This window comes from Plantactinospora sp. B24E8 (genome assembly GCF_039871735.1).
GTDB lineage: Bacteria > Actinomycetota > Actinomycetes > Mycobacteriales > Micromonosporaceae > Plantactinospora.
In genome coordinates this window covers 85,945-109,932 of the sequence record NZ_JBDPMH010000004.1, presented here as the reverse complement: position 1 = coordinate 109,932, position 23,988 = coordinate 85,945, and the positions used below count along the sequence as shown (strand labels likewise).

The following is a 23,988-nucleotide window of genomic DNA, read 5'->3' as shown; positions in this document are numbered from 1 at the left end:
CGGTCCCACGCCGCCGTTCCCGGTCAGGTCAGCGCGACGGTGACCTTCTCCGCCCTGATCCGGTCGGGTAGCCGGGCCGGGTCGAGGTGGCCGCAGAGCACCACACTGGCCCCGGCGACCAGCGGGGCGAGCAGCCAGTCGACCGGGTCGGGGTGGCGGGCCGCGTCGACCAGCACCCGGGCGCCCGCGTCGAGGCCCAGCTCCGTCGCGCGCCGGGCCGCCCGCCCGGCCAGTTCCGCGTCCTGCGGCCCGCCGTCCGGGTACGGCGTGAAGTGGTCGCCGTGTCCGCGTACCTCGATCACGTAGTCGAGGTACCCGGGCGGCACCTGACGCAGCGGGGCGGCGAGCGGAGCGAGCGCCAGGGCGTACCGGTCACCGGCCGACCAGTCCGCCGCGTCGGCGAGCCGGTCGGCGGCGGCGAAGAGCACGTCGACCGGCCGGGCCGGCCCGCTGTGCACCTCGGCCCCGGCCGACCAGGCGCCGAGCAGTACGGCGGCGGTCTGCCAGTGCGGCGGGAGCAGGACGCCGACCGGGTCACCGGGGCCGAGGCCACCCGCGTCGACGAGCAGGTTGGCGGTCTTGGCGACCCAGTTGGCCAGCGTCGCGCCGGAGAGTTCGGTGCGGTCGCCGGTGCTGTCGTCGTACCAGGTGAGTAGCGGCCGGGTCGGGTCGGCGCCGACCGCGGCGGCGAGGATGCGGGTCAGGTTGTCGGCCATCGTCCGCGACGATACCCACCCGGCCGGCGCGGGGTGCCGGACCCGTCGGGGGAGGACCTTCGGTCACCGGCGATTCCACCCTCGGTCATCGAAGATCACAGTCACCGGAAAGACAGTTGCCCGACGGGTCGCCGTCGTCGCGTCCGGGCCCGTGCGGCGTAGGCTTGGCGTGAGTGTTCTTCCCCACAGATGTTCCGTTTCCCGCACCTGTCAGTCGAGGAGTCGCCACGTGACCGCCGGTCGTCCGCCCCGCGTGCTCATTGACGCCACTAGCGTCCCCGCCGACCGGGGTGGCGTTGGTAGATACGTTGACGGCCTGCTCGGCGCCCTGGCCGGGGCCGCCGGGTCCGGCCAGGACCTGGCCGTCGTCGCGCTCCGTACCGATGTCGAGCGGTACTCGCGGATGTTGCCGGCTGCCGAGGTGCTCGCCGCACCGGCGGCGGTGGCGCACCGGCCGGCCCGGCTCGCCTGGGAGCAGACCGGGCTGCCGCTGCTCGCCCAGCAGGTCGGCGCGCAGGTGCTGCACTCGCCGTTCTACACCTGCCCGCTGCGCGCGGGTTGTCCGGTGACGGTGACCGTGCACGACGCGACCTTCTTCACCGAGCCGGAGCACTACGACAAGTCGCGGCGGACCTTCTTCCGCAGCGCGATCAAGACGTCGCTGCGGCGCGCCGACCGGGTGATCGTGCCGAGCAAGGCGACCCGGGACGAGTTGATCCGGCTGCTCGACGCCGACCCGACCCGGATCGACGTGGCCTACCACGGGGTCGACCCGGCGGCCTTCCACGCCCCGACCGACGAGGAGAAGGCCCGGGTCCGGGCCCGGCTCGGGCTGGGCGGGCACAGCTACGTCGCGTTCCTCGGGTCGAAGGAGCCGCGCAAGAACGTGCCGAACCTGATCCGGGGCTGGGTGCTGGCGGTGAAGGACCGCGAGGACCCGCCGGTCCTGGTGCTCGCCGGTGGTCAGGGGCACGACGACGAGATCGACCGGGCGGTCGCGGACGTCCCGGCCCACCTGCGGCTGCTGCGCCCCGGCTACCTGCGCTACGCCGACCTGCCCGGCTTCCTCGGCGGTGCGCTGGTCGCCGCCTATCCGTCGTACGGCGAGGGCTTCGGGTTGCCGATCCTGGAGGCGATGGCCTGCGCGGCGCCGGTGCTGACCACGCCCCGGCTGTCACTGCCCGAGGTGGGTGGTGACGCGGTCGCGTACACCAGCGAGGACCCGGCGCAGATCGCCGCGGATCTCGGGGCGCTGCTGGACGACGAGGCGCGTCGGCTCGCGCTCGCCAAGGCCGGCTTCGACCGGGCCAAGGAGTTCACCTGGGAGTCCAGCGCCGAGGTGCACCTGGCGGCGTGGAGCCGGGCCCGGGCCTGACCCGGGCGGAGGGTCCGGTGGGGCGGCGGTCGGGTTTACCGGCCACCGACCCGACGGCCAACTACGCTTAGTGACATATTGATTGCTTGTGGCAATGACATGGAAAGGTGATCGGGCGCACCCGTCCGGCATGATGTGCTGATGCTCTTCGCCGTAATCCCGGCCGGTGGCAGTGGGACCCGTTTGTGGCCGCTGTCCCGCGCGGGGCACCCCAAGTTCCTGCACGCGCTCACCGGCACCGAGGCCTCGCTGCTGCAGGCCACCGTGGACCGGCTCGGCCCGTTGACCACCCCGGAACGGACCATGGTGGTCACCGGCGCCGCGCACGTGGCCGCCGTCGCCCGGCAGCTGACCGGGTTGCCCGAGGAGAACATCCTCGTCGAGCCCTCGCCCCGGGACTCCTGCGCGGCGATCGCGCTGGCCGCCGCGTTGATCGCGACCCGCGAGCCGACGGCCGTGATGGGCTCGTTCGCCGCCGACCACCTGATCCGCGACCCGGCGACCTGGGTGTCGACGGTCCGGCAGGCGGTCACCGGCGCCGAGCGCGGCCTGCTGATGACGGTGGGGATCACCCCGACCCGACCGGAGACCGGGTACGGCTACCTGCAGTGCGGCGAGCTGATCGACGGCGGCCCGCTGCGCCGGGTCGAGGAGTTCAAGGAGAAGCCGGCGGCCGAGGTCGCCCGGGAGTACGTCCGCTCCGGCCACTACCTCTGGAACGCCAGCATGTTCGTCTGGCGGGTCGACGTCTTCCTCGCCGAGCTGGCCCGGCAGCAGCCCGAACTGCACGCCGGGCTGACCACGATCGCCGACGCCTGGGACACCCCGGACCGGGAGGACGTGCTGACCGGGATCTGGCCCACCCTGCCCAAGATCTCGGTCGACTACGCGGTGATGGAGGGGGCCGCCGCGGCTGGCCGGGTCGCCACCGTACCGGGCGACTTCGGCTGGAACGACGTCGGCGACTTCGACACCCTCGGTGAGGTGCTCACCGCCGACGGGTCGGGCAACGTGGTGCTGGGCGCCGAGACGGGCGGGCCGAAGCCCGGGGTGCTGCTGCGGGACTGCGAGCGGCTGGTGGTCGTACCGCACTCCGGTCGGTTGGTCGCCACCCTCGGCGTACGGGACCTGATCGTCGTCGACACTCCGGACGCGCTGCTGGTCTGCCCACGGGACCGGGCCCAGGACGTGAAGAAGCTCGTCGACGAACTCAAGGCGCGGGGCGAGGAGGACCTGGTCTGAGGTCGGCGACCGCACCGTCCCGGACGGCTATCCGGTCCGGGACGGCGACGCCGGTCCGAGCCGGTCCGCGGTCGCGGTCGCGGTCGCGGTCGCGAACGCGACCAGCGCCGGTGCCACCAACTGCTCGGTGGCGTCGAGCAGCTCTCCGGGCAACGCGTCCGGGGCGAACCAGCCGAGCTCCAGCGACTCGGCGCTGACCCGGGCCACCGCCCCCGGCGGCGCGATCGCGGCGAACCGTATGTCGTGGTGGAACGAGCCGCCCTGGCAGGAAACCGGGTGGATGTCCAGGTCGATCGGGACCGGGGCGAGCCGCAGCCCGGTGATGCCGGACTCCTCGGTCGCCTCCCGCAGCGCCGCGCCGGCCACGGTCAGGTCGTCGGGCTCGCAGTGGCCGCCGAGCTGCGCCCACCGTCGGTACTTGCCGTGCAGGCAGAGCAACACCCGGCTACCGGTCGCGTCCACCACCAGCGTGCTGGCGGTGACGTGCCCCCGACGGTGGGCCCGGGTCATCGCGACCGGCCCGTCGGCGAGCAGCTTCAGGGTCCGGTCCCGGGCGTCGGCCGCGGCCGGGGTCACCGGCTGCCAGCCGCTGAGCAGGGCGATCGCGTCGGAGTGTAGGGAGTCCAGCACGGATCCAGCCTAGGCGAGCTTCCGTAGCATGATCGGCATGGCACGCCCCCTGCGTACGGTCGAACTCGCCCTGCCCGGCAACGAGGCGAGCGACCTGCTGCCGGTACGGTCATCGGCGCTGCTCGCCGCGCACGGTGCGCGCCGGGGCTTCTGGACCGTGCTCGACGAGGGGCCGGTCGAACGCTGCCTGGCCCTGCTGCTGGAGCGGTACGACGGCGGGTGGACCACCCACCACCTGCCGATGGACGCGGGCGGGGAGAACGGCCGGACCGACGACGGCGAGGCGCTCGCCCGGGACGGCGGCTGGATCTACGTGGTCGGCTCGCACTTCGGGTCGAAACGGGGACCGTTGCGACCGCGCCGCGCCTTCGTCGCCCGGTTCCGGGAATCCGAGGCGATCACCGGGCTGCCCCGCCTGCAGGTGGTGCGCAACGGGTTCCGGCTGCACCGCGCGGTCAACGACGCCCTCCTGGCGGCCGGCATCGGTGCGCTGCCGCTCGGCGACCGGGTACGGGAGCGGTTCATCACCGCCACCGTGGACCGGGGTACCGCCCGGGCGAAGACCTGGGTGCGTCGGCTCACCGCCGAGGACTTCCCGATCAACGTGGAGGGGGCGGCCTTCACCCCGGCGGGCACCCTGCTGCTCGGGCTCCGCTTCCCGGTCACCGCCGGAGGTGAGCCGATCGTCGTCGAGGTGGCGGACGTCCCGGCGATGTTCGACCGGACCGCCCGGGGGTGGCCCCGGGTCGTCGGGGCGTACGCGTTGACCGGGGTGGCCCGACCCGGCGAACTCACCGGGATCCGGGCACTCTCCGCCCGGGGCGACGGGACGTACGACGCGGTGATCGGCTCGATCGACGCGCTCGGCAAGGCGTCGGTGCTGCTCGACGACCACCCGACCGGCGGCGACGTGCCCTGCCGGCACGTACGGTTCCGTCCGCCGGTCGGTCCGGGCCGGCCCGCCGGCACCGCCGCCGTACCCGTCGCGGACCTGGCGCCGCTGTACAACGTGGAGGGTCTGGCCGAACTTGACGGGGCCCGGTACTACGTCACCGACGAGGCACACCGGATCGCGCTGTGGATCGGTGAGCCGGACCGGGACGACCCGGAGACGGACCTCGGCGATCCGGAGACGGACCGCGACGGTCTGGCTCGTGACCGGTCCGGTGATGACGGCGTGGGCAGCGACATTCGCCTGGAAGGCGACAGCCCGGACGGCACCCTTCGCGGATGAAGGGCCGCGAACCCTCGTGGAAGCCGTCCGGGTGCCGCGTTCCTCCCCTGCCCCCGGCACATGCCACACCGGCCGCTCGGCGTCGGAACGCCCGCGACACCGGCATCGCTCAGTGAGCATGCCCGCTGACGGCGACGAGCGTCGAGGTCTTTCAGCCCAGCCTGAAAGACGCAGGTGGATGCCATCCAGGTAGAGTTCGACTGGTTGCCGTGGGACCCGCCGGCGATTCGGGAGTGCGAGTCATGCTACGGATCGTCTTCTCCAGTGAGGACATCGCCCGGACCCGGGTCGCCCCTGCCGCCGACGAGGTCTGGGAGCTCGTCCTCAGCCTGCACCTGCTGCAGGGCCGCAGCCGGGACCCGGTGATGGCCGGCTGGCGGCGCGAGGTGGCCGGCGGCATCCGGCGGGAGAGTACGCCCGGACGGCTGCGGCTGCTGCTCGCGCTGAACCCGCCACGTGGCTACTTCCCGGACTTCCTCACCCCGTACGCGAGCCGGTACGGCATCGAGGCCGGACTGGACGCCGTACGCTCCACCCCGGTCAGCTCGCTGGAACGTGACCTGACCGTTCTCGCCAGCGAGAACCCGCTGCCGATGCCCGGCTCCGCCGTCGCGTTGGCCCGGGGCGACGTGTCGGTGCTCCGGCACCTCACCGACTCGATGCGGACCTACCGGGAGATGGCGATCACCCCGTACTGGCAGCGGATCCAGGCGGCGGTGGAGGCGGACCGGAGCCGCCGGGCCCGGGCCCTGCTCGACGACGGCACGGAGGGGCTGCTGGCCAGCCTGCGACCGATGGCGCGGTGGAACTCGGGGGTGCTGGAGGTGCCGGACTATCCGGTGGACCGCGAGGTGCATCTCGGCGGGCGCGGGATGCTGCTCGTACCGTCGTTCTTCTGCGCCCGGATCCCGGTCACCCTGGTCGATCCGGAGCTGCCGCCGGTGCTGGTGTATCCGGTGGACCGGCTCGGTGGCCTGACCCCGGCACCGGGTGAGGGCGCCGGTCCGGCGGGGATGGCCGGCATCGGCCGGGAGAACGGGCGGGCGGCGCTGGCCGCACTGCTCGGCCGGACCCGGGCCACGGTCCTGGAGGCGGTCGGCGACGGCTGTTCGACCGGTGAGGTGGCCCGTCGGCTGCACATCTCGCCGGCTGCCGCGAGCCAGCACACCACCGTGCTCCGTAACGCCGGCCTGCTGGTCAGCCACCGGGACCGGAACACCGTGCTGCACACCCTGACCCCGCTCGGTCGGGCGATGCTGAACGCCTGACCCGGGGTCAGCGGTTCGGTGTCGCCGGCGCGGGTATGGCGGTGAGCAGCAGGAACACCCCGATGTCGCCGTCCGGGGCCGGCAGGACGCCGGAGTCGACCCCCTCGGCGGCCAGGGCCGCCCGCAGCCGGTGCAGGTCGGCGCCGAACCTGATCAGCGCCGTCGGACCGGTGGCCGGCGGTCGGCAGTCCAGCACCGCGGTCCCGTCGGTGACGGCGGGTGTCCCGGCCGGCGCCGTGACCGCGTCGGCCGCGGCGGACGGGTCCGTCGGCGCCGCCACCTCGTCGGGTACGGCCGGCACCGCCGCGCCGAGCCGGGCGACCAGGTCCGGGTCGGTGACCAGGGCGAACCGGGTGTCGGGCGCGATCACTCCGGTGACCGTGTCGACTGCCCGGGCCACCGCGACCGGGTCGACCGTCGGCTGCGTTGCCGGCGCGGTCGGCGGCTGACCGGCTGTTCCGGTGGCCGGCTGACCGGCTGTTGCGGTGGCCGGCTGACCGGCTGTTCCGGTCGGCGGCTGCGTTGACGGTTGCGTCGGCGACGCAGACCACGGGGACGTGGGCCGTCGGACGGACTCGCCGAGGGTGGCGGCGGCCCGCAGTCCGGCCGCCCGGGCCTCTGCGGTGCCGAGCGAGAAGAGGTCGTGGGCGGCGTCCCGGACCAGGGCGGCCACGGCGCCGTCGCCGTCGTCGGCGTCCGGGGCGGTCAGGTAACCCCGGATCACCGCCACCGGCACCTGGTCGCACTTGCCCTTCACCAGTTCACCGGCGGCGGCCAGTTCGTCCACCACCGCCATCTGGGTGATGTTGAGCTGGTTGCCGTACGGGTCGACCTCACCCCGGTGGTCGCGCAGCGCCGACATGCCGGCGACCCCGAGGGCGACGTCGGTGAGCCCGTTGCGCCACGGCCGACCCATGGTGTCCGAGATGATCACCGCCACGTCCGCGCCGTGCCGGTCCCGCAGCGCGGCCCGCAGCGCCCGGGCCGAGGCGTCCGGGTCCTTCGGCAGCAGGACCAGCCGGGACCGGTCCACATTCGAGGCGTCGATCCCGGCGGAGGCCATCACAAAACCGTGGTGGGTCTGGACGATCCGGGTCGACCCCCGCCGGGCGACCGGGCGGGCGGTCTCCGCGGCCAGGACCTCCGCCCGGGCCGCCTCCCGTTCCGGGCCGTCCGTCGGTACGTCGACCAGCCGCCCCTCCGCCTTCGAGACGATCTTGCTGGTCACCACGAGTACGTCGCCGTCGCGCAGCCAGGGTGCGGCGGTGGCGATCAGCGCCGCCAGGTCGTCGCCCTCCCGTACGTCGCCGATGCCGAGTACGGGCAGCACCTCGAGCCTCACGCCGGTCCACCCGCCTCGCCCGTCCGGTCGACCGGACGCACCGTCGTGGCCAGGTCGACCGCGGCCCGGACCATGGCGACAGTGGCCGCCTCGTCCATCATCCAGAGCGGCACCGCCTCGACGGCCACCCCGGGCACCTCGACCCCGGCGTCGGAACTGTCCACCAGCCAGCCGTCCAGCAGACCGTCGGCCGAGCGGGCGCCGTACAGGCCACCGACCCCGGCGGCGGTGCACGGCACCCCGAGTACGTCGAGACAGCGGTCCGCCATCCCCCGGACCGGGGCACCACCGATGATCGGCGACACCCCGACCACCGGCGCCCGGTTGCCGACCAGTGCCTCCCGCAGCCCCGGTACGGCGAGGACCGGTGCGATGCTCACCACCGGGTTGCTCGGCGCGACCAGTACGACGTCCGCCTCGGCGAGGGCGTCCAGCACCCCGGCGGCCGGCTTGGCCGACTCCGCACCGACAAAAACGAACCGGTGGGTCGGCAGCGCGCCACGGTGCCGTACCCACCACTCCTGGAAGTGGATCGCCCGCCGGGCCGGCTCTGCCCCGGGCGCCTCGGCCGGTCGCGCCTCCACCGGTTGCCCCCTGCCGTCGGTGCCGGCGCTGTCCGGTGCTCTGTCACCGGCGCCGCTGCTGTCCGGTGCGCCGGCGCCGCTGTCGGTGGCGTTCGGCGCCGGGTCACTCACCACGACGTGGGTCTCCAGCCGGTCGTCGGTCGCCGGGAGCAGACGTACACCGGGCTGCCAGCGGGCGCAGAGCGCCTCGGTCACCGCCGAGAGCGGGTAACCGGCGTTCAGCATGGTGGTCCGGACCAGGTGGGTCGCCACGTCCCGGTCGCCGAGCCCGAACCAGGTCGGCTCGGCGCCGTACGCGGCCAGCTCCTCCTTGACCGTCCAGGTCTCGCCGGCCCGTCCCCAGCCCCGTTCCCGGTCGGCGCCCCCGCCGAGGGTGTACATGACACTGTCCAGATCCGGACAGATCCTCAGGCCGTGCATGACCACGTCGTCCCCGACGTTGACCACCGCGGTCACCTCGGCGCCCACCTGACGGGCGTACCCGCGTACGCCGGTCAGGAAGCGGGCCCCGCCGATGCCCCCGGTCAACACCACGATGCGCATACCGACCATCCTCGCCCATCCGCTCGTGGCGGGCGGCGGGCGGGTTCGCCGACTAGGCTCAGGCGTCGCCATCATCCGTCCTGTCCGAGGGGGAGCCGTGACCAGCCAGCCCGGGCCCGCGCCGACCGAGGCGCCACCGGCCAGTCAGATCACCAAGCCGCTACGCGAACTGATCGCGCTGGTGCTACTCGGCGCGAACGCGCTGTTCCTGTTCACCGGGCTCCTCGACCTGTTCTTCGGCTGGCCGGGCACCGGCTTCGACGACCGGGCCGAGGCCGTCTACTCCTCGTTCGCCGGTGCCTCGGCGATCAGTTTTCCGATGCTCGCCGTGCTGCTCGCCACCCACGTGCGGCCGGTGGTCGGCCGGGCCCGCCTGCTCGTCCAGGTCGCCCTCGTGGAGTACGCCGTCTCGCTGCTGTTCGGCGGGATAGCGCTGCTCGCCGCAGGGTTCGGCGCGCTGGCCGAGGCCCGGTTCTACGCCGGTTTCAGCATCGGACTGGACCAGGTCGGCTGGTACGCGGTCCTCGCCGTCGCGGCGTTCCTGGTCTTCCGGATCTGGCAGACGCTCTACCACGTACCGAAGCCCAAGCCGCAGCCGGGCGTCTACGGCCAGCCGCAGCCGTACGGTCAGCAGCCGTACGGTCAGCAGCCGTACGGCCAGCCGGGCCAGCCCGGGTACCCGGGCTACCCGCCGGTGCCGGGACAGCAGCAGGGGTACCCGTCGGCGGCCTACCCGCAGGCGCCGGTCGAGGCGACCGTCTACGGCCAGCCGACCGGCTACGGGCAGCCCGGGTTCGGTGCCGCCCCGTCGTCCGCCCCGCCGAGTCCGTCCTCCGCGCCGCCGGCGACCGGGCCGGCTCCGGGCGCCGGGCCGGTGCTGGGTTCGGGACCGGTGGTGGGTGCCGGGCCGGCCCCCTCGACGCCCGGTGGCTCGGCCGGTTCGGCTCCGTCGCCCGCCGGTTCGGCTCCGTCGCCCGCCGGTTCGGCTCCGTTGCCCGGCGGTTCGGCCGGACCGGAGGAGGACGAGGATCCGGGCCGGACCCAGGTGGTCCCGCAGCGCGGCGCGACCGCGTCCGGCACCGACCAGACCCAGCGGATCAACCCGGCGAGCCAGCAGCCGTCGGCGGGTTCGCCGCCGCCGGACCGCGACGACGACCCGGCCGGGCGCTGACCTCGGCCGGGCGCTGCCCCCGGCAACGCGCTGGCCTTGGCCCGGCGCCGACTACGGCGGACGGGACGGTACCGCCGGCCTCGCGGTGCGCGTTCATTCGAAGGACGGGGATCACCGTCGGGGCGGTCGGGCGCGGCGCGGCCGGCCGTACGGCCTAGGCTGCACGAGTGGCAGATCGGAGTGACCCGGCGCCGACCACCGCGAGTCTGCGGCGGGCGTTGCGCCGGGCGGCGGACGGACGGGCTCTCGACCGGGACGAGGCGGCCGTGCTGCTCGCCGCGCGTGGCGAGTTCCTCGACGAACTGCTGGCGGTCGCCGGCCGGCTGCGCGACGCCGGACTGGCCGACGCCGGCCGTCCCGGCGTGGTCACCTTCTCCAAGAAGGTCTTCATCCCGCTGACCCGGCTCTGCCAGGACCGTTGCCACTACTGCACGTTCGCCACCGTGCCGCACCGGCTACCCGCGCCCTACCTGGAGCGCGACGAGGTACTGGCGATCGCCGCCGCCGGGGCGGCCCAGGGCTGCAAGGAGGCCCTGTTCACTCTCGGCGATCGGCCGGAGGCCCGCTGGCCGCAGGCCCGGCAGTGGCTGACCGAGCGCGGCTACGACTCCACCCTCGACTACCTGCGCGCCTGCGCGATCGCAGTCCTGGAGGAGACCGGGCTGCTGCCCCACCTCAACCCCGGCGTGCTCTCCTGGGCCGAGCTGCAGCGGCTGAAGCCGGTGGCGCCGAGCATGGGGATGATGCTGGAGACCACCGCGACCCGGCTCTGGTCGGAGCCGGGCGGCCCGCACCACGGCTCGCCGGACAAGGAGCCGGCGGTGCGGTTGCGCGTCCTCTCCGACGCCGGCCGGGTCGGCGTACCGTTCACCACCGGCATCCTGATCGGCATCGGCGAGACCGCCGCCGAACGGGTCGACTCGCTCTTCGCGATCCGGCGCAGCGCCCGGGAGTACGGCCACATCCAGGAAGTCATCGTGCAGAACTTCCGGGCGAAGCCGGACACCGCGATGCGGGGCATGCCCGACGCCGAGCTGCACGACCTGGCCGCCACCGTGGCGGTGGCCCGGATCCTGCTCGGGCCGGGGGCCCGGATCCAGGCGCCGCCGAACCTGATCGAGGGCGAGTACGACCTGCTGCTGCGGGCCGGGATCGACGACTGGGGCGGGGTGTCGCCGGTGACCCCGGACCACGTCAACCCGGAGCGGCCCTGGCCGCAGCTGGACGAGTTGGCGGCCCGGACCGCCGCAGCCGGGTTCACCCTGCGGGAGCGGCTCACCATCTACCCCGAGTACGTCCGCCGGGGCGACCCCTGGCTCGATCCACGACTGTCGGCGCATGTGGCGGCGCTGGCCGACCCGGCGACCGGGCTGGCGGTCGAGGCGGCCCGGCCGGGCGGACTGCCCTGGCAGGAGCCGGACGACGCGTTCGTGCCGGGGGGCCGGACCGACCTGCACGCCACCATCGACACCGCCGGTCGGACCGGTGACCGGCGCGGCGACTTCGACCACGTGTACGGCGACTGGGCCGAGGTCGGTGCCCGGGTGTCGACGGCGGGGCAGACCCCGTCGTCGAGCGCCGACGGGCCCGACCACGACCTGCGGGCCGGGCTGCGGCTCGCCGCCGACGATCCGGCCGCGCTGCTGGAGGCACGGCACGAGGCGGCGGCGCTGGCACTGTTCGGCGCGGACGGGGCGGCTCTGGACGAGGTGTGTCGGATCGCCGACGAGCTGCGCCGGGCGACCGTCGGTGACGATGTGACGTACGTGGTCAACCGGAACATCAACTTCTCCAACGTCTGCTACGTCGGTTGCCGGTTCTGCGCCTTCGCGCAGCGGGAGCGGGACGCCGACGCGTACCGGCTGTCGGTGGAGCAGGTGGCGGACCGGGCCGAACAGGCGTGGCAGGCGGGCGCGACCGAGGTCTGCATGCAGGGCGGCATCGACCCGAAGTTGCCGGTCACCGCGTACGCCGATCTGGTCCGGGCGGTCAAGACCCGGGTGCCCGGGATGCACGTGCACGCCTTCTCTCCGATGGAGATCGTCACCGCTGCGGCGAAGGCCGGAGTCTCCATCCGGGACTGGCTCGGCGAACTGCGCGACGCCGGTCTGGACACCATTCCCGGCACCGCCGCCGAGATCCTCGACGACGACGTGCGCTGGGTGCTCACCAAGGGCAAACTGCCGGCCGCGACCTGGGTCGAGGTGGTCAGTACCGCGCACGAACTCGGCATCCGATCCAGTTCGACCATGATGTACGGCCACGTCGACCATCCACGACAGTGGCTGGCGCACTTCCGGGTGCTGGCCGGGATCCAGGACCGTACCGGCGGATTCACCGAGTTCGTGGCGCTGCCGTTCGTCCACACCAACGCGCCGATCTATCTGGCGGGTATCGCCCGCCCGGGTCCCACCTGGCGGGAGAACCGGGTCGTGCACGCGATGGCCCGACTGCTGCTGCACGGCCGGATCGACAACATCCAGTGCTCGTGGGTCAAGCTCGGCGACGCCGGTACGGCGGAGCTGCTCCGGGGCGGGTGCAACGACCTCGGCGGCACGCTGATGGAGGAGACCATCTCCCGGATGGCGGGTTCGGACCACGGCTCGGCCCGGACCGTCGCCCAGCTGGAGCGGATCGCGGCGGCGGCGGGCCGTCCCGCCCGGCGACGCACCACCGTGTACGGACTCGCCGGCTGAACCCCCCGTTCCGGGACTTGCGGAAACGGTGCCGGACTGTCGGGCCAGGCGACACGCCGGAGTCGCCACGCCGATTTCCGACCCAACTCGCCGAGTCGGCGTTACCCGTACCCGGTCTGAATCGATAGGCCCGGTTGCGAGGCCGTGATGACGCGACAGTCGTCCGGACACGCGGTAAGGGGTGACTCCACTTAGCAGGTTCGGCTTGACGACGCACGTATAACACGCGTGTAATTTCAGTGGGGTCGTTCGTACGGAGCGCACCAAATCGCTACCGGGCGGACAAACACGCCTTCCGCGTGGGGGGTTGCACCGGCTGCCACGTCGGTGCGCGATAAGGAGGCAACTGGATGGACGGCCGACTCGAGGTGGCCGACCTACTCGGAAATGCTCCGGAGTGGCAAGAGCGCGCACTGTGCTCGCAGACCGATCCGGAGGCGTTCTTTCCCGAGAAGGGCGGCTCCACCCGCGAGGCGAAGCGAATCTGCTCCCGCTGTGAGGTCAAGACCGAGTGCCTGGAGTACGCGCTCGGTCACGACGAACGGTTCGGCATCTGGGGCGGGTTGTCCGAACGCGAACGGCGCAAGTTGAAGCGTCGCGTCGCCTGATCGGCGGTGATCCGGGCGGTGGGGGGCCGCTCGGGTCCGGCCGGTCGCGTCCGGGTCCTCGTCGGGGGGCGAAACCCGGCCAGGGGGGTCAGGCGAGCTCGTCCGGGTCGACCCCGAGCAGGTTCGCCACCTGCTCGATGATCACGTCGTGGACCAGGTCGGCGAGGTCCTCCCGGTCGATCGCCCGGAACTCCAGCGGACGCCGGTAGAGCACGATCCTCGGCGGCACCTCCTGCCGTCCGGGCCGCCCGGGCAGGAGCCGGGCCAGCGGCACCTCGCCGTCCTCCAGCACGTCCGAGTCGTAGACGTTCAGGTCCGGCGGGACGTCCTCGACGGCGAACTCGACCCCGGCGAGTTCCTTGGCGAACCGGCGCTCCAGGGTTTCGACGGTGTCCAGCACAAGATCATCGAAGATCTCCGACTTGGTCCGGGCCAGCGGCACGGTGGCGGGGACCAGCCGACCACGCAACCCGCGGCCGTGCCGGTCCCGGCGCGACGGACGGCCGTTACCCGGGCGACGGTTCTCCGGACTGGTCAACTCAGCCTCGCTCCACTCGCTGTGCTTGCCCCACGACGACAGGGTAGACCTGGTCGGGCCGGTACCGGATCGTGGATTCGGCCGTGTCTCCGGTCGCCCCGGCCTGACTGTCCCGATCCGTCTCCCGAAGTGTGATCACGGTTACCGGCGTGTCGCAGGCCCAAGCGCTGCTCCGGAGCCGGTAATGGAGATACCGTGCCGCCGTGAGGTCACCACGGCGTTGCTCCCGCAACGGCTGCCCCCGGCAGGCGGTCGCCACGCTGACCTATGTCTATAACGAGTCGACGGCGGTGGTGGGCCCGCTGGCGGCCTTCGCCGAGCCGCACACGTACGACCTCTGTGAGCCACACGCCCGGAGTCTGACCGCCCCGCGTGGCTGGGAGGTGGTCCGGCACGAGGGGGAGTTCGAGCCGCCGCCGCCGACCACCGACGACCTGGTCGCGCTCGCCGAGGCGGTCCGCGAGGCGGCCCGTCCCGCGCCCCGGCCGCCGGACGAGGTGGACGTCGATCCGCACACCGGCCAGCAGACCGGACGCCGCGGCCATCTGCGGGTCATTCCGCCCAGCTACTGAAGGACGGGCTCCTACCCACCCACCGGCTACCGCTCCGGCGCCAGCCGGTGGGAAGGACAACGCCCCCCTCCGGACAACGCCCCCTCCTGACAGTGCACCGTCCGGAGCCGGGACCGGAGCCGACCGCGGCACCCCTCCGCCCGCCTCGTCCGTTCGGTGCGGGGCCCTCGTGCTGTCGGCCGACCGGTGGTCGTCCTGGGATACCCGTTCGGCTTTCCGGAAGGCCGCATGCCAGGATCGGCATCTGATCGGATCTCCGCGACGCCTACGGCAGCGGGCCGACCCGCGTACCCACCCGTCGGCACGACCCGTGAGGAGCCGCCCCATGTCCGCCCGTACCCCTGCCCTGCCCCGGCTGCCCCGGCGTACGCTGCTGCGCGGCGCGGCCGGGACGGCGGCACTGTTCGCCACCGGCGGCCTGCTCGGCGCCTGCGGCACCAAGGGTGCCCGGCAGACCGAGGCGAGCTGCGTCAGCGAGGACCGCTCCGGCAGCGAGAAGACGCTGCTCTTCTCGAACTGGCCGCAGTACCTGGACGTCGACGAGGAGAACGAGTCGAAGCGGCCCACCCTGGAGGCGTTCCAGGCCCGGACGGGCATCCAGGTGACGTACACCGAGGACATCAACGACAACAACGAGTTCTTCGGCAAGGTACGGCCGCAGCTGGCCGCCTGCGAGCCGATCGGCCGGGACATCATCGTGCTCAGCGACTGGATGGCGGCCCGGGTGATCGGGCTCGGCTGGGCGCAGCGCCTGGATCCGGCCCGGATCACAAACGTCGACCGTAACCTGCTGTCCTCGCTGCGTAACCGGACGTACGACCAGGCGAACGTGCTCGCCATCCCGTGGCAGTGCGGCCTGGCCGGGCTGGCCTACAACGGGAAGGTCACCGGGGAGATCCGGACCGTGGACGAGCTGCTCACCCGCCCGGACCTCAAGGGTCGGGTGACCCTGCTCAGCGAGATGCGCGACACGATCGGGCTGATCCTGCAGTCCAACGGCGCCGACCCGACCAACTTCACCGACGCCCAGTTCGACGACGCCCTGGAGAAGCTCCGGCGGGCGGTGGCGAGCGGCCAGATCCGGCGGTTCACCGGCAACGACTACGCCCCCGAACTCGCCAAGGGCGACATCGCCGCCTGCATGGCCTGGTCGGGCGACGTTATCCAGCTCGCCGCCGAGGACGAGCGGATCCGGTTCGTGGCGCCGGACTCCGGGGCGATGCTCTACTCCGACGACATGCTGGTGCCGAACCGGGCGACGCACCGGGCGCACGCCGAGGCGCTGATGGACTACTACTACGACCCGGCGGTCGCCGCCCAGGTCGCGGCGTACGTCAACTACATCTGTCCGGTGCAGGGCGCGCAGGCGGAGATGGAGAAGATCGATCCGGAGCTGGCGACCAACCCGCTGATCTTCCCGGACGCGGCGCTGCAGGCCCGGTCCAAGAAGTTCATGACGCTGACCGAGGAGCGGGAGCGGGCGTACGAGTCGAAGTTCCAGCAGGTCATCGGGGGATAGCGGTGGAAAACGAGCAGCCCGGGGCGCAGTTGCGGCTGGTCGAACTGACCAAGCGGTTCGGCCCCGCCCGCAGGCGCCCACGGCGCGACGCCGGATCCGACGGTGGTGCGCTCGCGGTCGACCGGCTCGACCTGACCGTGCCGGCCGGGACGTTCTTCGCCCTGCTCGGACCCTCCGGCTGCGGCAAGACCACCACCCTGCGGATGGTCGCCGGGCTGGAGGAGCCGACCAGCGGCCGGGTGCTGCTCGACACGGAGGAGATCACCCGGCTGCGGCCGTACCGGCGACCGGTGAACACCGTCTTCCAGAGCTACGCGCTCTTCCCACACCTGGACGTTTTCGAGAACGTGGCGTTCGGGTTGCGCCGGCGGGGCGTACCGGACGTGGCCGGGCAGGTCCGGGCGATGCTGTCGCTGGTCCAGCTCGACGGGTACGACCGGCGCCGGCCGGCCCAGCTCTCCGGTGGCCAGCAGCAGCGGGTGGCGCTGGCCCGGGCGCTGGTCAACCGACCCCGGGTGCTGCTGCTCGACGAGCCGCTCGGCGCGCTCGACCTCACCCTGCGCCGTCGGATGCAACTCGAACTGAAACGGATCCAGACCGAGGTCGGGATCACCTTCGTGCACGTCACGCACGACCAGGAGGAGGCCATGACGCTGGCCGACAGCGTCGCGGTGATGAACGCCGGCCGGATCGAGCAGCTCGGCACCCCGGCCGAGCTGTACGAGTTCCCGGCGACCGCGTTCGTCGCCACCTTCCTCGGTCGGTCCAACCTGCTGGCCGGCCGGGTGATCGGGCGTGGCGGTGACGACGTCCTCGTCGAGGCGTACGGGGAGCGGCTCTCGGTGCCGGCGGTCCGGTCCCGGAGCACGGCCGGCGCGGTGCTGCTCGGGATCCGGCCGGAGAAGCTGCGGCTGGTCCGGTCGGTGGACGAGGTCCCGGCCGGGCACCAGTCGGTGGCCGGGATCGTGACCGACGCCGCCTACCTCGGCACCAGCACCCAGTACGTGGTCCGGACCGGCTGGGGCACCGAGCTGTCGGTCTTCGCCGCCGCCGACGGACAGGCCCGGCCGGTACCGGTCGGCGCCGAGGTGGTCGCGCACTGGCATCCCCGGTACGCGTTCCTGCTCGACGCCGGGACGGGAACGCCGGGTGGGGAGGTCGTGCCGTCGGTGGGGTCGGCCGGTGCGGTACCGGCGAACGGCGTCGGGCCACGATGACCGGGGTGACGACACCCCGGCCCCGGGCGGTGGAGGACCGGCCCGACCCGTCAGGGCGCCGGTCAGGGACGGCGGATCACCGGTCGGGGACGGCGGGGCGGCGGCCCGGGCGCCGGCTGCTGCCGTACCTGCTGGCCGCGCCCGGGGTGCTCTGGCTGGTGGTCTTCTTCCTGCTGCCGGCGGTCCAGCTCGGTGCGACCAGTCTCTACGACCCGACCGGCTCGCTGGCCGACGGCTACGCGATGACCTGGTCGTTCGGCAACTACCCGGACGCGATCGCCGCGTACTGGGTCCACTTCGGACGATCCTTCGGGTACGCCGGGCTCGCCACCGCGCTGGCGCTGCTGCTCGGCTACCCGCTGGCGTACGCCATCGCGCTGCGCGCCGGACGCTGGCAGAACCTGCTGCTGGTCTGTGTCGTCGCCCCGATGTTTACCAGCTTCCTGGTCCGGACCCTGGCCTGGAAGACCGTGCTCTCCGACACCGGCACCCTGGTCGGGCTGCTCCGCGACCTGCACCTGCTCGCGCCCGACGGGCGGCTGCTCGCCTCCCCGGTCGCGGTGGTCACCAGCCTCACCTACGGCTACCTGCCGTTCATGGTGCTGCCGATCTACGCCAGCCTGCAGCGGCTGGACCGTCGGCTGCTGGAGGCGGCCCGGGACCTGAACGCCCGACCGGCCCAGGTCTTCCGGACCGTCACCCTGCCGCTGTCGAAACCCGGGGTGGTCGCCGGCACGCTGCTCACCTTCATTCCGGCCGCCGGCGACTACATCAGCGCCGAACTGCTCGGTACGCCGAACGAGTACATGATCGGCAACGTGATCGACGCGGCGTTCCTGGTCCGGCTCGACTACCCGCAGGGCGCCGCGCTCTCCGTCGTCCTGCTGCTGGTGATCCTGGTGCTGGCGGTCGGCTATCTGCGCCGGAGCGCCGCCGAGGAGGTGGGGTGAACGTGGGGCACCGGTTCTGGCGCTGGATCGCCGACCACTGGGTGCTGGCGGTCGCCGGGCTGGTCCTCGGCTACCTGCTGCTGCCGGTGGTGGTGGTCGCCGGGCTGTCGCTGAACCGGCCGTCGACGCGGCTGTCGTACGACTTCGCCGAGTTCACCCTCGACAACTGGCGGGACCCGTGCGCCGCGCCGGGGATGTGCGGGGCGGTGCTGCGCAGCGTTCAGATCGGTTTCCTGGCCACCCTGGTCTCCACCGTGCTCGGCACCCTGCTGGCGTTCGCCCTGGTCCGGCACCGGTTCCGGGGCCGGGCGGTGGCGAACCTGCTGGTCCTGGCGCCGATGGCCACCCCGGAGGTGGTGCTCGGCACCTCGCTGCTCGCCCTGCTGGTCGCGGCCGGGATACCGCAGGGCTTCTGGACCGTGGTGATCGCGCACGTGATGTTCTGCGTGTCGTTCGTGGTGGTGACCGTCCGGGCCCGGCTGTCCGGGATGGACAGCCGGCTGGAGGAGGCGGCGCTGGACCTCTACGCCAGCGAGTGGCAGGCGTTCCGTCGGGTCACCCTGCCGCTGGTGCTGCCCGGCATCGTCGCCGCCGCACTGCTCGCCTTCTCGCTCTCCTTCGACGACTTCATCGTCACCAACTTCAACTCGGGCACCACGGTCACCTTCCCGATGTACGTCTGGGGCGCCAACCAGCGCGGCATCCCGCCGCAGGTGAACGTCGTCGGCACCGCGATGTTCGGGCTCGCCCTGCTGCTGATGCTGGCGGTCCGGCTCCGCTGGCGGTTCCCCCGTCGCCGGCAGACCACCGCGCCGCCGGCCGACGGCCACGCCGGCGTCGGGTGAGCCGGGCCGGGGGCGGGTGAGCCGGGCCGGGAGCGCCGCCGGTCAGTCGAACCAGTCGGGGTCACCGGACCGGATCAGGGCGGCGAGCCGGGTCCGGTCCCGGAAAGCGGCCTGGAGCAGACCACCCAACCGGCGCAGCGCCTCCGGGTCGGTGCCGTGGGCGACGAAGGTGCCGGCCTCCGGGTCGAAGTCCACCCGGTCGGCGAGCTCGGGAGCCTCCGCCTCGATCACGGAGCGGGCCACCCCCGCCCAGCCGTAGCCGTTGCCGTACTGGTCGCACTCCTCGAAGACGTCCATCACCTCGAGCATGTGCGTGTCAGTGAGCTGCAGGCAGTAGGAGCCCGGCCGGTGGTCGTACTCGAAGAAGACCAGCGGGGCGAAGGTCCGGTCGGTGTCGGTCACGCCGGCGATCCTAGGGACGGCCGCCGACAGAACCGGGTCACCGGCCGAGGGTCCGGGCGAACGCGGCGTGGGTCGGCGCCCCACGCTGGCGGTCGAGTACCGCGAAGACGACCTCGTCGAAGTGCGGGCGGTCGCGCAGCGCGCCGGCGAACGCCTCCGCCACCACGGTCGGCTCGTTGCCGAAGACCCCGCAGCCCCAGGCGCCGAGGACGAGCCGGCGGTGCCCGTACGCGGCCGCCACCGCCAGCACCCGGTCGGCCCGGCGGCGCAGCAGGGCCGGGACGTCCGCCACCCGGTCCGGCTGACTGCGCAGCATCGCCGACCGGTTCGGCGCCGCCGAGGTCAGGAACGAGACCGGGTACGGGCTGTCCAGCGGGTCCCCGCTGTCGTCCCGGAACACCGGAACCGCCGGCGAGTAGATGACCCGGTCGCTGTAGCCGAGATCGGGGTCGACCCGGTGTGCGGCGTAGAAGTCCCAGGCCGCCTGGAGGCAGGCGTACAGCCCGGAGGCGCGGGCCACACTCTCCTCCTGGGCCTGGGCGCCGTTGCGGAACCCGCCGCCGGGGTTGCGGGCCGAGGCGAACACCAGGCAGGCCAGGTCGCCGCCGAGCCGACGGGTCGCGGCGAGGGTGCTCTCGTTGGTCACCTCGATCGTGGCCGGCGGATGTGGCGCGGGGGCCGGCGCACCGGGCAGGGGATCGTCGGGCAGGTACAGCCGGGTGCCGGCGACCGCCCCCGCCACCTCGTCGGCGATCACCACCTCGGCGCCACCCGCCGTCCGGTAGGCGCCCCGGTCCAGCGCCTCCACCGTCTCCCGGGCGATCGCCCGCAACCGACTGCTCACGCCGCCATCATGATCGCCTGCTGGTCGCCGTTCCACTCGTTTCCCGTCGGCCGGGGTGGCCGTGTTCCTGCGGACCGACCGCGGCCGCCGCCGTACCCGGTCACCTGGACCCGGTCCGATACCGTGACCGGCATGGCTGACCAGGTGTTGCTCGGCACCGGCCGGGACGCGGACGTCTTCGCGTTGGACGACGGGCGGGTGCTGCGCCGCTACCGCGACGGCGGCGACGTTGCCCGGGAGGCCTCGATCATGGCGTACGTCGGCGGGCACGGCTTCCCGGTGCCCAGGGTGGACCGGGCCGAGGGCGCCGAGCTGGTGATGGAACGGGTCGACGGTCCGACCATGCTGGCGGCGCTGATCGCCGGGGAACTCGACGTGCCGGACGGGGCGGCGATCCTGGCCGACCTGCACCGCCGGCTGCGCGGACTGCCGCCCCGGCCGGGCGGTGACCCGGGGCTGCGGGTGGTGCACCTGGACCTGCATCCGGAGAACGTCATGCTCGGCCCGGGCGGGCCGGTGGTCATCGACTGGCGCAACGCCCGGGATGACGAGCCCGACCTGGACGTCGCGATGTCGGCGCTGATCCTGGCCGAGGTGGCGGTGAACAACTGGTTCGGTCTCGGTGACGTGGGTGAGCGTTTCCTCACCGCGTTCCTGGCCCGGACGCCCGGGGATCCGGTACGGCTGCTCGACGCCGCGCTCGCGACGCGGCGGGTCAATCCGACGCTGAGCGTCGAGGAGATCGGCCGGCTCGACGACGCGGCAACGTTGGTCCGCGAGCACTGGCGACCGACGGCAGGGTGACCGCCGGCCGGCGGCGGGTCGGTGGGTGTCGGTGGCGGTGTCTAGACTCCGCCGTCATGGCAAAGGTGAGCTTCGTCGATGAGACCACGGCCGGGGCCCGGGTGCCCGCGTGGGCACTGGAGATATTCGAGGAGCGGCTGACGCTGCGGGAGCTGGTCCGGCGCCGGATCTTCCAGGAGGTCGCGGAGTACAACGCGAGCAGCTCCGGGCCGTTCCGGGGACTGGTGCAGCCCACGACCGCCGAACGGGCACTCAACGGCGACCGGTCGACGGTGCCGCCGCGTCGGGTCGACCCGGAGCGGCAGGTCGCGCTCGCCGAGGCGGCGTTCGCCCGCAACGGTTTCGTGGTGCTGGTCGGCGACCGGCAGGTCGACGACCTCGACCAGGTGGTCGAGCTGGGGCGGGACACCGAGGTCACCTTCCTGAAGCTCGTACCCCTGGTGGGCGGCTGATGACCACCGCCACCGGAGACCGGCGCAGCCACCTCGACGACCTGGTCGCCGCCGGTCGGCTCGACGAACTGGCCCGACACCTGCGGGTCAACCTGGGCTCCTCGACCACCGACGAGGCCGTCCGGCGGGCTCTGCGTGGGCTGTCCCGGGAGCAGATGGTCGAGCTGATCCGGGTACTGGCCGCCGCGGTTCCGCCCTCGTCCCGGATGTCCTGGCGCGAGCAGGATCTGGTCCGGGAGTTGGCCCGCCGGCTGCCCGAGGACGTCAGCGCGACGGTCGCCGCCGAACTGCTCGCCTTCGCCGTCCGGAATCCGAACGCGATGCCGCCCGCCGCGCTGGCGACGCTGGTCCGGCGCGCCCACCCGGACGGCAATCCGCCGGACGAGGTACGCAAGCTGGTGCAGGACCGGTCCGGGGAGAGTCCGCACCTGCGGCAGCTGCTCGCCGACCTGGTGGGGCCGTCGGTGCGGCGGGGTGACCCGTGGGCCGACCGGATCCTGGCGGACCTGCCCGGCCTGGAGCCGGCCTGGACAAAACTGGTCGGTCACGCCAGCACCGCGACCAGTGCCCGCCCCTCCGCCGACTGGCGTCGCGGTGCCGAGGCCCTCCTGTCCACGATGGAGGCGGCACGGGTCCGGGCCGTGCTCGGTGACTGGGTGGCGACGGCGACCCGGACGCCGCACCGGCAGCCGGACCCGCTCAACGCCGACACCCTGCGTGGGCTGCTCTGGGTCCTGGAAGTGGTCGGACCCGCACCGGAGCAGGTGCGCATGCTGGCCGCCCTGGTCGAGGCGATGCTGCGCCGGCTGCCCGGGATCGGGCCGGCCAGCCCGAAACTGGCCAACGCGGCGGTCGGCGTACTCGGCAGGCTCGACGGAGAGGACGCCCTCGGGCAGCTCGCGCGGCTCGTCAACCGGATCAGCTACCGGGGCACCCTCAACGAGATCAACAAGGCGCTCGCGGTCCGGGCCGAGGCGCTCGGACTGTCCCGGGACGAGATCGAGGAACTCGCCGTACCCGACTACGGGCTCACCGACGTCGGCCGGCACACGGTGCGGTTCGCCGCCGGCCGGGCCGAGCTGGAGATCCAGGCGGGTACGGTCACCGTCACCTGGTTCACCGACGCGGGCCGCCAGGTCAAGAGCCCACCGGCGGCGGTACGCCGGGACCAGCCGGGTGAGCTGGCCGAACTCAAGGCCATGGTCAAGGAACTCTCGGCCATGCTCAGCGCCCAGTCCGCCCGGCTGGACGGGTTGTTCCTGGCCCGACGGGAGTGGTCCGCGCCGGTCTGGCGGGAGCGCTACCTCGACCACCCGCTGGTGGGCACGCTGGCCCGTCGACTGATCTGGGTGGTCGACGGGGTGCCCTGCGGGTACGCCGACGGCGTCCTGCGTACCGTCTCCGACGCCGAGCACGTCGTCGGCGACGCCGCCCGGGTCGAGCTGTGGCATCCGATCGGCCGGCCGGTGCCGGAGGTGGTCGCCTGGCGGGAGTGGCTGGAGCGGCACCGGGTCGTGCAGCCGTTCAAGCAGGCGCATCGCGAGGTCTACCTGCTCACCCCGGCGGAGGAGCAGACCGGGACGTACTCGAACCGGTTCGCCGGCCACGTCCTGCGCCAACACCAGTTCCATGCCCTGGCCGCGGCCCGGGGCTGGCGGGACAAGCTCCGGCTCTCGGTCGACGACACCTATCCGCCGCCGGTGCGGGAGCTGCCCCGGTGGGGGCTGCGCGCCGAGTACTGGGTGGAGGGCGTCGGCGACGAGTACGGCGTCGACACCACCGAGTCCGGGGCGTACCTGCGGCTCGCCACCGACCAGGTGCGGTTCTATCCGATCGACGCCGACTCGAACTGGACCCACGCCTGGACCGGGGGATATTCCGCCTCCGGGGGCGCCTGGGACAACCCGGAGCCGGTGCCGGCGCTGCGCTTGGACCAGATTCCGGCCCTGGTGTTCAGCGAGATCATGCGGGACGTCGACCTCTTCGTCGGGGTGGCCAGCATCGGCAACGACCCCACCTGGTCCGACGGCGGGCCGCAGGGCCGGTTCCGCGACTACTGGGCGTCGTACAGCTTCGGCGAGCTGTCCGAGACCGCCCGGACCCGGCAGCAGATCCTGACCCGGCTGCTGCCCCGGCTCTCGGTCGGTGCCCGGGCGACGATCGACGGACGGTTCCTGGTCGTCCGGGGCGACCTGCGGACATACAAGATCCACCTGGGGTCGGGCAACATCCTGATGAGCCCGAACGACAGGTATCTCTGTGTGGTGCCGGCCCGGGGCGCCGCCGCCGGTGCCGGTACCGAACGGCAGTTCCTGCCCTTCGAGGGGGACGGTCTGCTCGCGGTGATCCTCAGCAAGGCGATGCTGCTGGCCGACGACAGCGCCATCACCGACCCCTCGATCACCCGACAGTTCGAGGTCGCCTGAACCGGCCCGG

The 23,988-nt window shown here is 73.1% G+C and carries 21 protein-coding genes and 1 pseudogene; 15 read left to right on the top strand and 7 right to left on the bottom strand.

From position 1 onward, the window contains the following. Positions 1-23 precede the first annotated feature (23 nt). On the bottom strand, positions 24-716 hold the full coding sequence (locus ABGB21_RS08710; RefSeq protein WP_347651174.1) for a TIGR03089 family protein: 693 nt from the start codon (positions 714-716) through the stop codon (positions 24-26). Between the two features lie 229 nt (positions 717-945). Between ABGB21_RS08710 and ABGB21_RS08705 the strand changes: the two genes are divergently transcribed. Continuing rightward, positions 946-2,091: a glycosyltransferase family 1 protein gene (locus ABGB21_RS08705; protein WP_347651173.1), complete on the top strand. Its 1,146-nt coding sequence runs from the start codon at positions 946-948 to the stop codon at positions 2,089-2,091. Between the two features lie 141 nt (positions 2,092-2,232). After that, positions 2,233-3,333, top strand: a complete 1,101-nt coding sequence (locus tag ABGB21_RS08700; RefSeq protein WP_347651172.1) for a sugar phosphate nucleotidyltransferase — start codon at positions 2,233-2,235, stop codon at positions 3,331-3,333. A 27-nt stretch (positions 3,334-3,360) separates the two neighbouring features. Here ABGB21_RS08700 and ABGB21_RS08695 read toward each other — a convergent pair whose 3' ends face one another. Beyond that, positions 3,361-3,963, bottom strand: a complete 603-nt coding sequence (locus ABGB21_RS08695; protein WP_347651171.1) for an NUDIX hydrolase — start codon at positions 3,961-3,963, stop codon at positions 3,361-3,363. 37 nt (positions 3,964-4,000) lie between these two features. On the opposite strand from ABGB21_RS08695, the pseudogene ABGB21_RS08690 reads away from it, so the two are divergent. Beyond that, a pseudogene (locus ABGB21_RS08690) lies at positions 4,001-5,050 on the top strand (hypothetical protein); the annotation flags it as partial. Between the two features lie 389 nt (positions 5,051-5,439). Next, positions 5,440-6,465: a winged helix-turn-helix domain-containing protein gene (locus ABGB21_RS08685; RefSeq protein WP_347677255.1), complete on the top strand. Its 1,026-nt coding sequence runs from the start codon at positions 5,440-5,442 to the stop codon at positions 6,463-6,465. A 7-nt stretch (positions 6,466-6,472) separates the two neighbouring features. On the opposite strand, the gene ABGB21_RS08680 is transcribed toward ABGB21_RS08685, so the two are convergent. Both ABGB21_RS08680 and ABGB21_RS08675 read right to left on the bottom strand, forming a co-directional pair. Continuing rightward, a complete protein-coding gene (locus ABGB21_RS08680; RefSeq protein WP_347677253.1) occupies positions 6,473-7,807 on the bottom strand; it encodes a coenzyme F420-0:L-glutamate ligase in 1,335 nt (444 codons plus the stop codon). Then, the gene (locus ABGB21_RS08675; RefSeq protein WP_347677251.1) at positions 7,804-8,934 is read right to left on the bottom strand and encodes a 2-phospho-L-lactate transferase CofD family protein; all 1,131 of its coding nucleotides are present in this window, start codon (positions 8,932-8,934) and stop codon (positions 7,804-7,806) included. Before ABGB21_RS08675 ends, ABGB21_RS08680 begins: the two co-directional genes overlap by 4 nt. 97 nt (positions 8,935-9,031) lie before the next feature. Here ABGB21_RS08675 and ABGB21_RS08670 point away from each other — a divergent pair, with 97 nt between their 5' ends. From ABGB21_RS08670 to ABGB21_RS08660, 3 genes are all read left to right on the top strand, one after another. Beyond that, positions 9,032-10,105, top strand: a complete 1,074-nt coding sequence (locus tag ABGB21_RS08670) for a hypothetical protein (protein ID WP_347677249.1) — start codon at positions 9,032-9,034, stop codon at positions 10,103-10,105. Positions 10,106-10,272: 167 nt separating this feature from the next. Then, positions 10,273-12,801: a bifunctional FO biosynthesis protein CofGH gene (locus ABGB21_RS08665; RefSeq protein WP_347651166.1), complete on the top strand. Its 2,529-nt coding sequence runs from the start codon at positions 10,273-10,275 to the stop codon at positions 12,799-12,801. Positions 12,802-13,151: 350 nt separating this feature from the next. Beyond that, positions 13,152-13,409, top strand: coding sequence for a WhiB family transcriptional regulator (locus tag ABGB21_RS08660; protein ID WP_192765159.1), 258 nt, complete (start codon positions 13,152-13,154; stop codon positions 13,407-13,409). 88 nt (positions 13,410-13,497) lie between these two features. On the opposite strand, the gene ABGB21_RS08655 is transcribed toward ABGB21_RS08660, so the two are convergent. Then, complete coding sequence (locus ABGB21_RS08655) at positions 13,498-13,947, bottom strand: metallopeptidase family protein (RefSeq protein WP_331212743.1); 450 nt, start codon at positions 13,945-13,947, stop codon at positions 13,498-13,500. A gap of 203 nt (positions 13,948-14,150) precedes the next feature. On the opposite strand from ABGB21_RS08655, the gene ABGB21_RS08650 reads away from it, so the two are divergent. The 5 genes from ABGB21_RS08650 (at position 14,151) to ABGB21_RS08630 (ending at position 19,050) form a co-directional block, all read left to right on the top strand. Beyond that, on the top strand, positions 14,151-14,519 hold the full coding sequence (locus ABGB21_RS08650) for a DUF3499 domain-containing protein (RefSeq protein ID WP_347651165.1): 369 nt from the start codon (positions 14,151-14,153) through the stop codon (positions 14,517-14,519). A 325-nt stretch (positions 14,520-14,844) separates the two neighbouring features. Further along, on the top strand, positions 14,845-16,038 hold the full coding sequence (locus ABGB21_RS08645; protein WP_347651164.1) for a spermidine/putrescine ABC transporter substrate-binding protein: 1,194 nt from the start codon (positions 14,845-14,847) through the stop codon (positions 16,036-16,038). 2 nt (positions 16,039-16,040) lie between these two features. Then, complete coding sequence (locus ABGB21_RS08640) at positions 16,041-17,255, top strand: ABC transporter ATP-binding protein (protein ID WP_347651163.1); 1,215 nt, start codon at positions 16,041-16,043, stop codon at positions 17,253-17,255. A 5-nt stretch (positions 17,256-17,260) separates the two neighbouring features. Then, positions 17,261-18,205, top strand: coding sequence for an ABC transporter permease (locus ABGB21_RS08635; RefSeq protein WP_347677247.1), 945 nt, complete (start codon positions 17,261-17,263; stop codon positions 18,203-18,205). After that, on the top strand, positions 18,202-19,050 hold the full coding sequence (locus ABGB21_RS08630; protein ID WP_347677245.1) for an ABC transporter permease: 849 nt from the start codon (positions 18,202-18,204) through the stop codon (positions 19,048-19,050). The genes ABGB21_RS08635 and ABGB21_RS08630 overlap by 4 nt, the downstream gene beginning before the upstream one ends. Before the next feature lie 42 nt (positions 19,051-19,092). Here the strand turns inward: ABGB21_RS08630 and ABGB21_RS08625 are convergent, their stop codons facing one another. Together ABGB21_RS08625 and ABGB21_RS08620 are read right to left on the bottom strand one after the other, a co-directional pair. Next, positions 19,093-19,452 (bottom strand): immunity 51 family protein, encoded by a 360-nt coding sequence (locus ABGB21_RS08625; RefSeq protein WP_347677243.1) that lies wholly within the window; start codon positions 19,450-19,452, stop codon positions 19,093-19,095. Positions 19,453-19,489: 37 nt separating this feature from the next. Next, positions 19,490-20,296 (bottom strand): TIGR02452 family protein, encoded by an 807-nt coding sequence (locus ABGB21_RS08620; RefSeq protein ID WP_347651159.1) that lies wholly within the window; start codon positions 20,294-20,296, stop codon positions 19,490-19,492. 132 nt (positions 20,297-20,428) lie between these two features. On the opposite strand from ABGB21_RS08620, the gene ABGB21_RS08615 reads away from it, so the two are divergent. From ABGB21_RS08615 to ABGB21_RS08605, 3 genes are read left to right on the top strand one after another with little or no spacing between them, the layout of a single operon-like run. Then, positions 20,429-21,100 carry a phosphotransferase gene (locus ABGB21_RS08615; RefSeq protein ID WP_347651158.1) on the top strand — a complete coding sequence of 224 codons (672 nt, stop codon included), beginning with the start codon at positions 20,429-20,431 and terminating at the stop codon, positions 21,098-21,100. 56 nt (positions 21,101-21,156) lie between these two features. Further along, entirely contained in the window at positions 21,157-21,552 is a 396-nt protein-coding gene (locus ABGB21_RS08610) for a hypothetical protein (RefSeq protein ID WP_347677241.1), read from the top strand. Continuing rightward, positions 21,552-23,978 (top strand): DUF4132 domain-containing protein, encoded by a 2,427-nt coding sequence (locus ABGB21_RS08605; RefSeq protein ID WP_347677239.1) that lies wholly within the window; start codon positions 21,552-21,554, stop codon positions 23,976-23,978. The genes ABGB21_RS08610 and ABGB21_RS08605 overlap by 1 nt, the downstream gene beginning before the upstream one ends. Positions 23,979-23,988 lie beyond the last annotated feature (10 nt).

What these genes read in the sequence shown, in the direction of transcription:
- ABGB21_RS08605 (WP_347677239.1), top strand. Translation starts at nt 21,552, where the DNA reads ATGACCACCGCCACCGGAGACCGGCGCAGCCACCTCGACGACCTGGTC.
- ABGB21_RS08685 (WP_347677255.1), top strand. Translation starts at nt 5,440, where the DNA reads ATGCTACGGATCGTCTTCTCCAGTGAGGACATCGCCCGGACCCGGGTC.
- ABGB21_RS08615 (WP_347651158.1), top strand. Translation starts at nt 20,429, where the DNA reads ATGGCTGACCAGGTGTTGCTCGGCACCGGCCGGGACGCGGACGTCTTC.
- ABGB21_RS08700 (WP_347651172.1), top strand. Translation starts at nt 2,233, where the DNA reads ATGCTCTTCGCCGTAATCCCGGCCGGTGGCAGTGGGACCCGTTTGTGG.
- ABGB21_RS08710 (WP_347651174.1), bottom strand. Translation starts at nt 716, where the DNA reads ATGGCCGACAACCTGACCCGCATCCTCGCCGCCGCGGTCGGCGCCGAC.
- ABGB21_RS08660 (WP_192765159.1), top strand. Translation starts at nt 13,152, where the DNA reads ATGGACGGCCGACTCGAGGTGGCCGACCTACTCGGAAATGCTCCGGAG.
- ABGB21_RS08645 (WP_347651164.1), top strand. Translation starts at nt 14,845, where the DNA reads ATGTCCGCCCGTACCCCTGCCCTGCCCCGGCTGCCCCGGCGTACGCTG.
- ABGB21_RS08675 (WP_347677251.1), bottom strand. Translation starts at nt 8,934, where the DNA reads ATGCGCATCGTGGTGTTGACCGGGGGCATCGGCGGGGCCCGCTTCCTG.
- ABGB21_RS08610 (WP_347677241.1), top strand. Translation starts at nt 21,157, where the DNA reads ATGGCAAAGGTGAGCTTCGTCGATGAGACCACGGCCGGGGCCCGGGTG.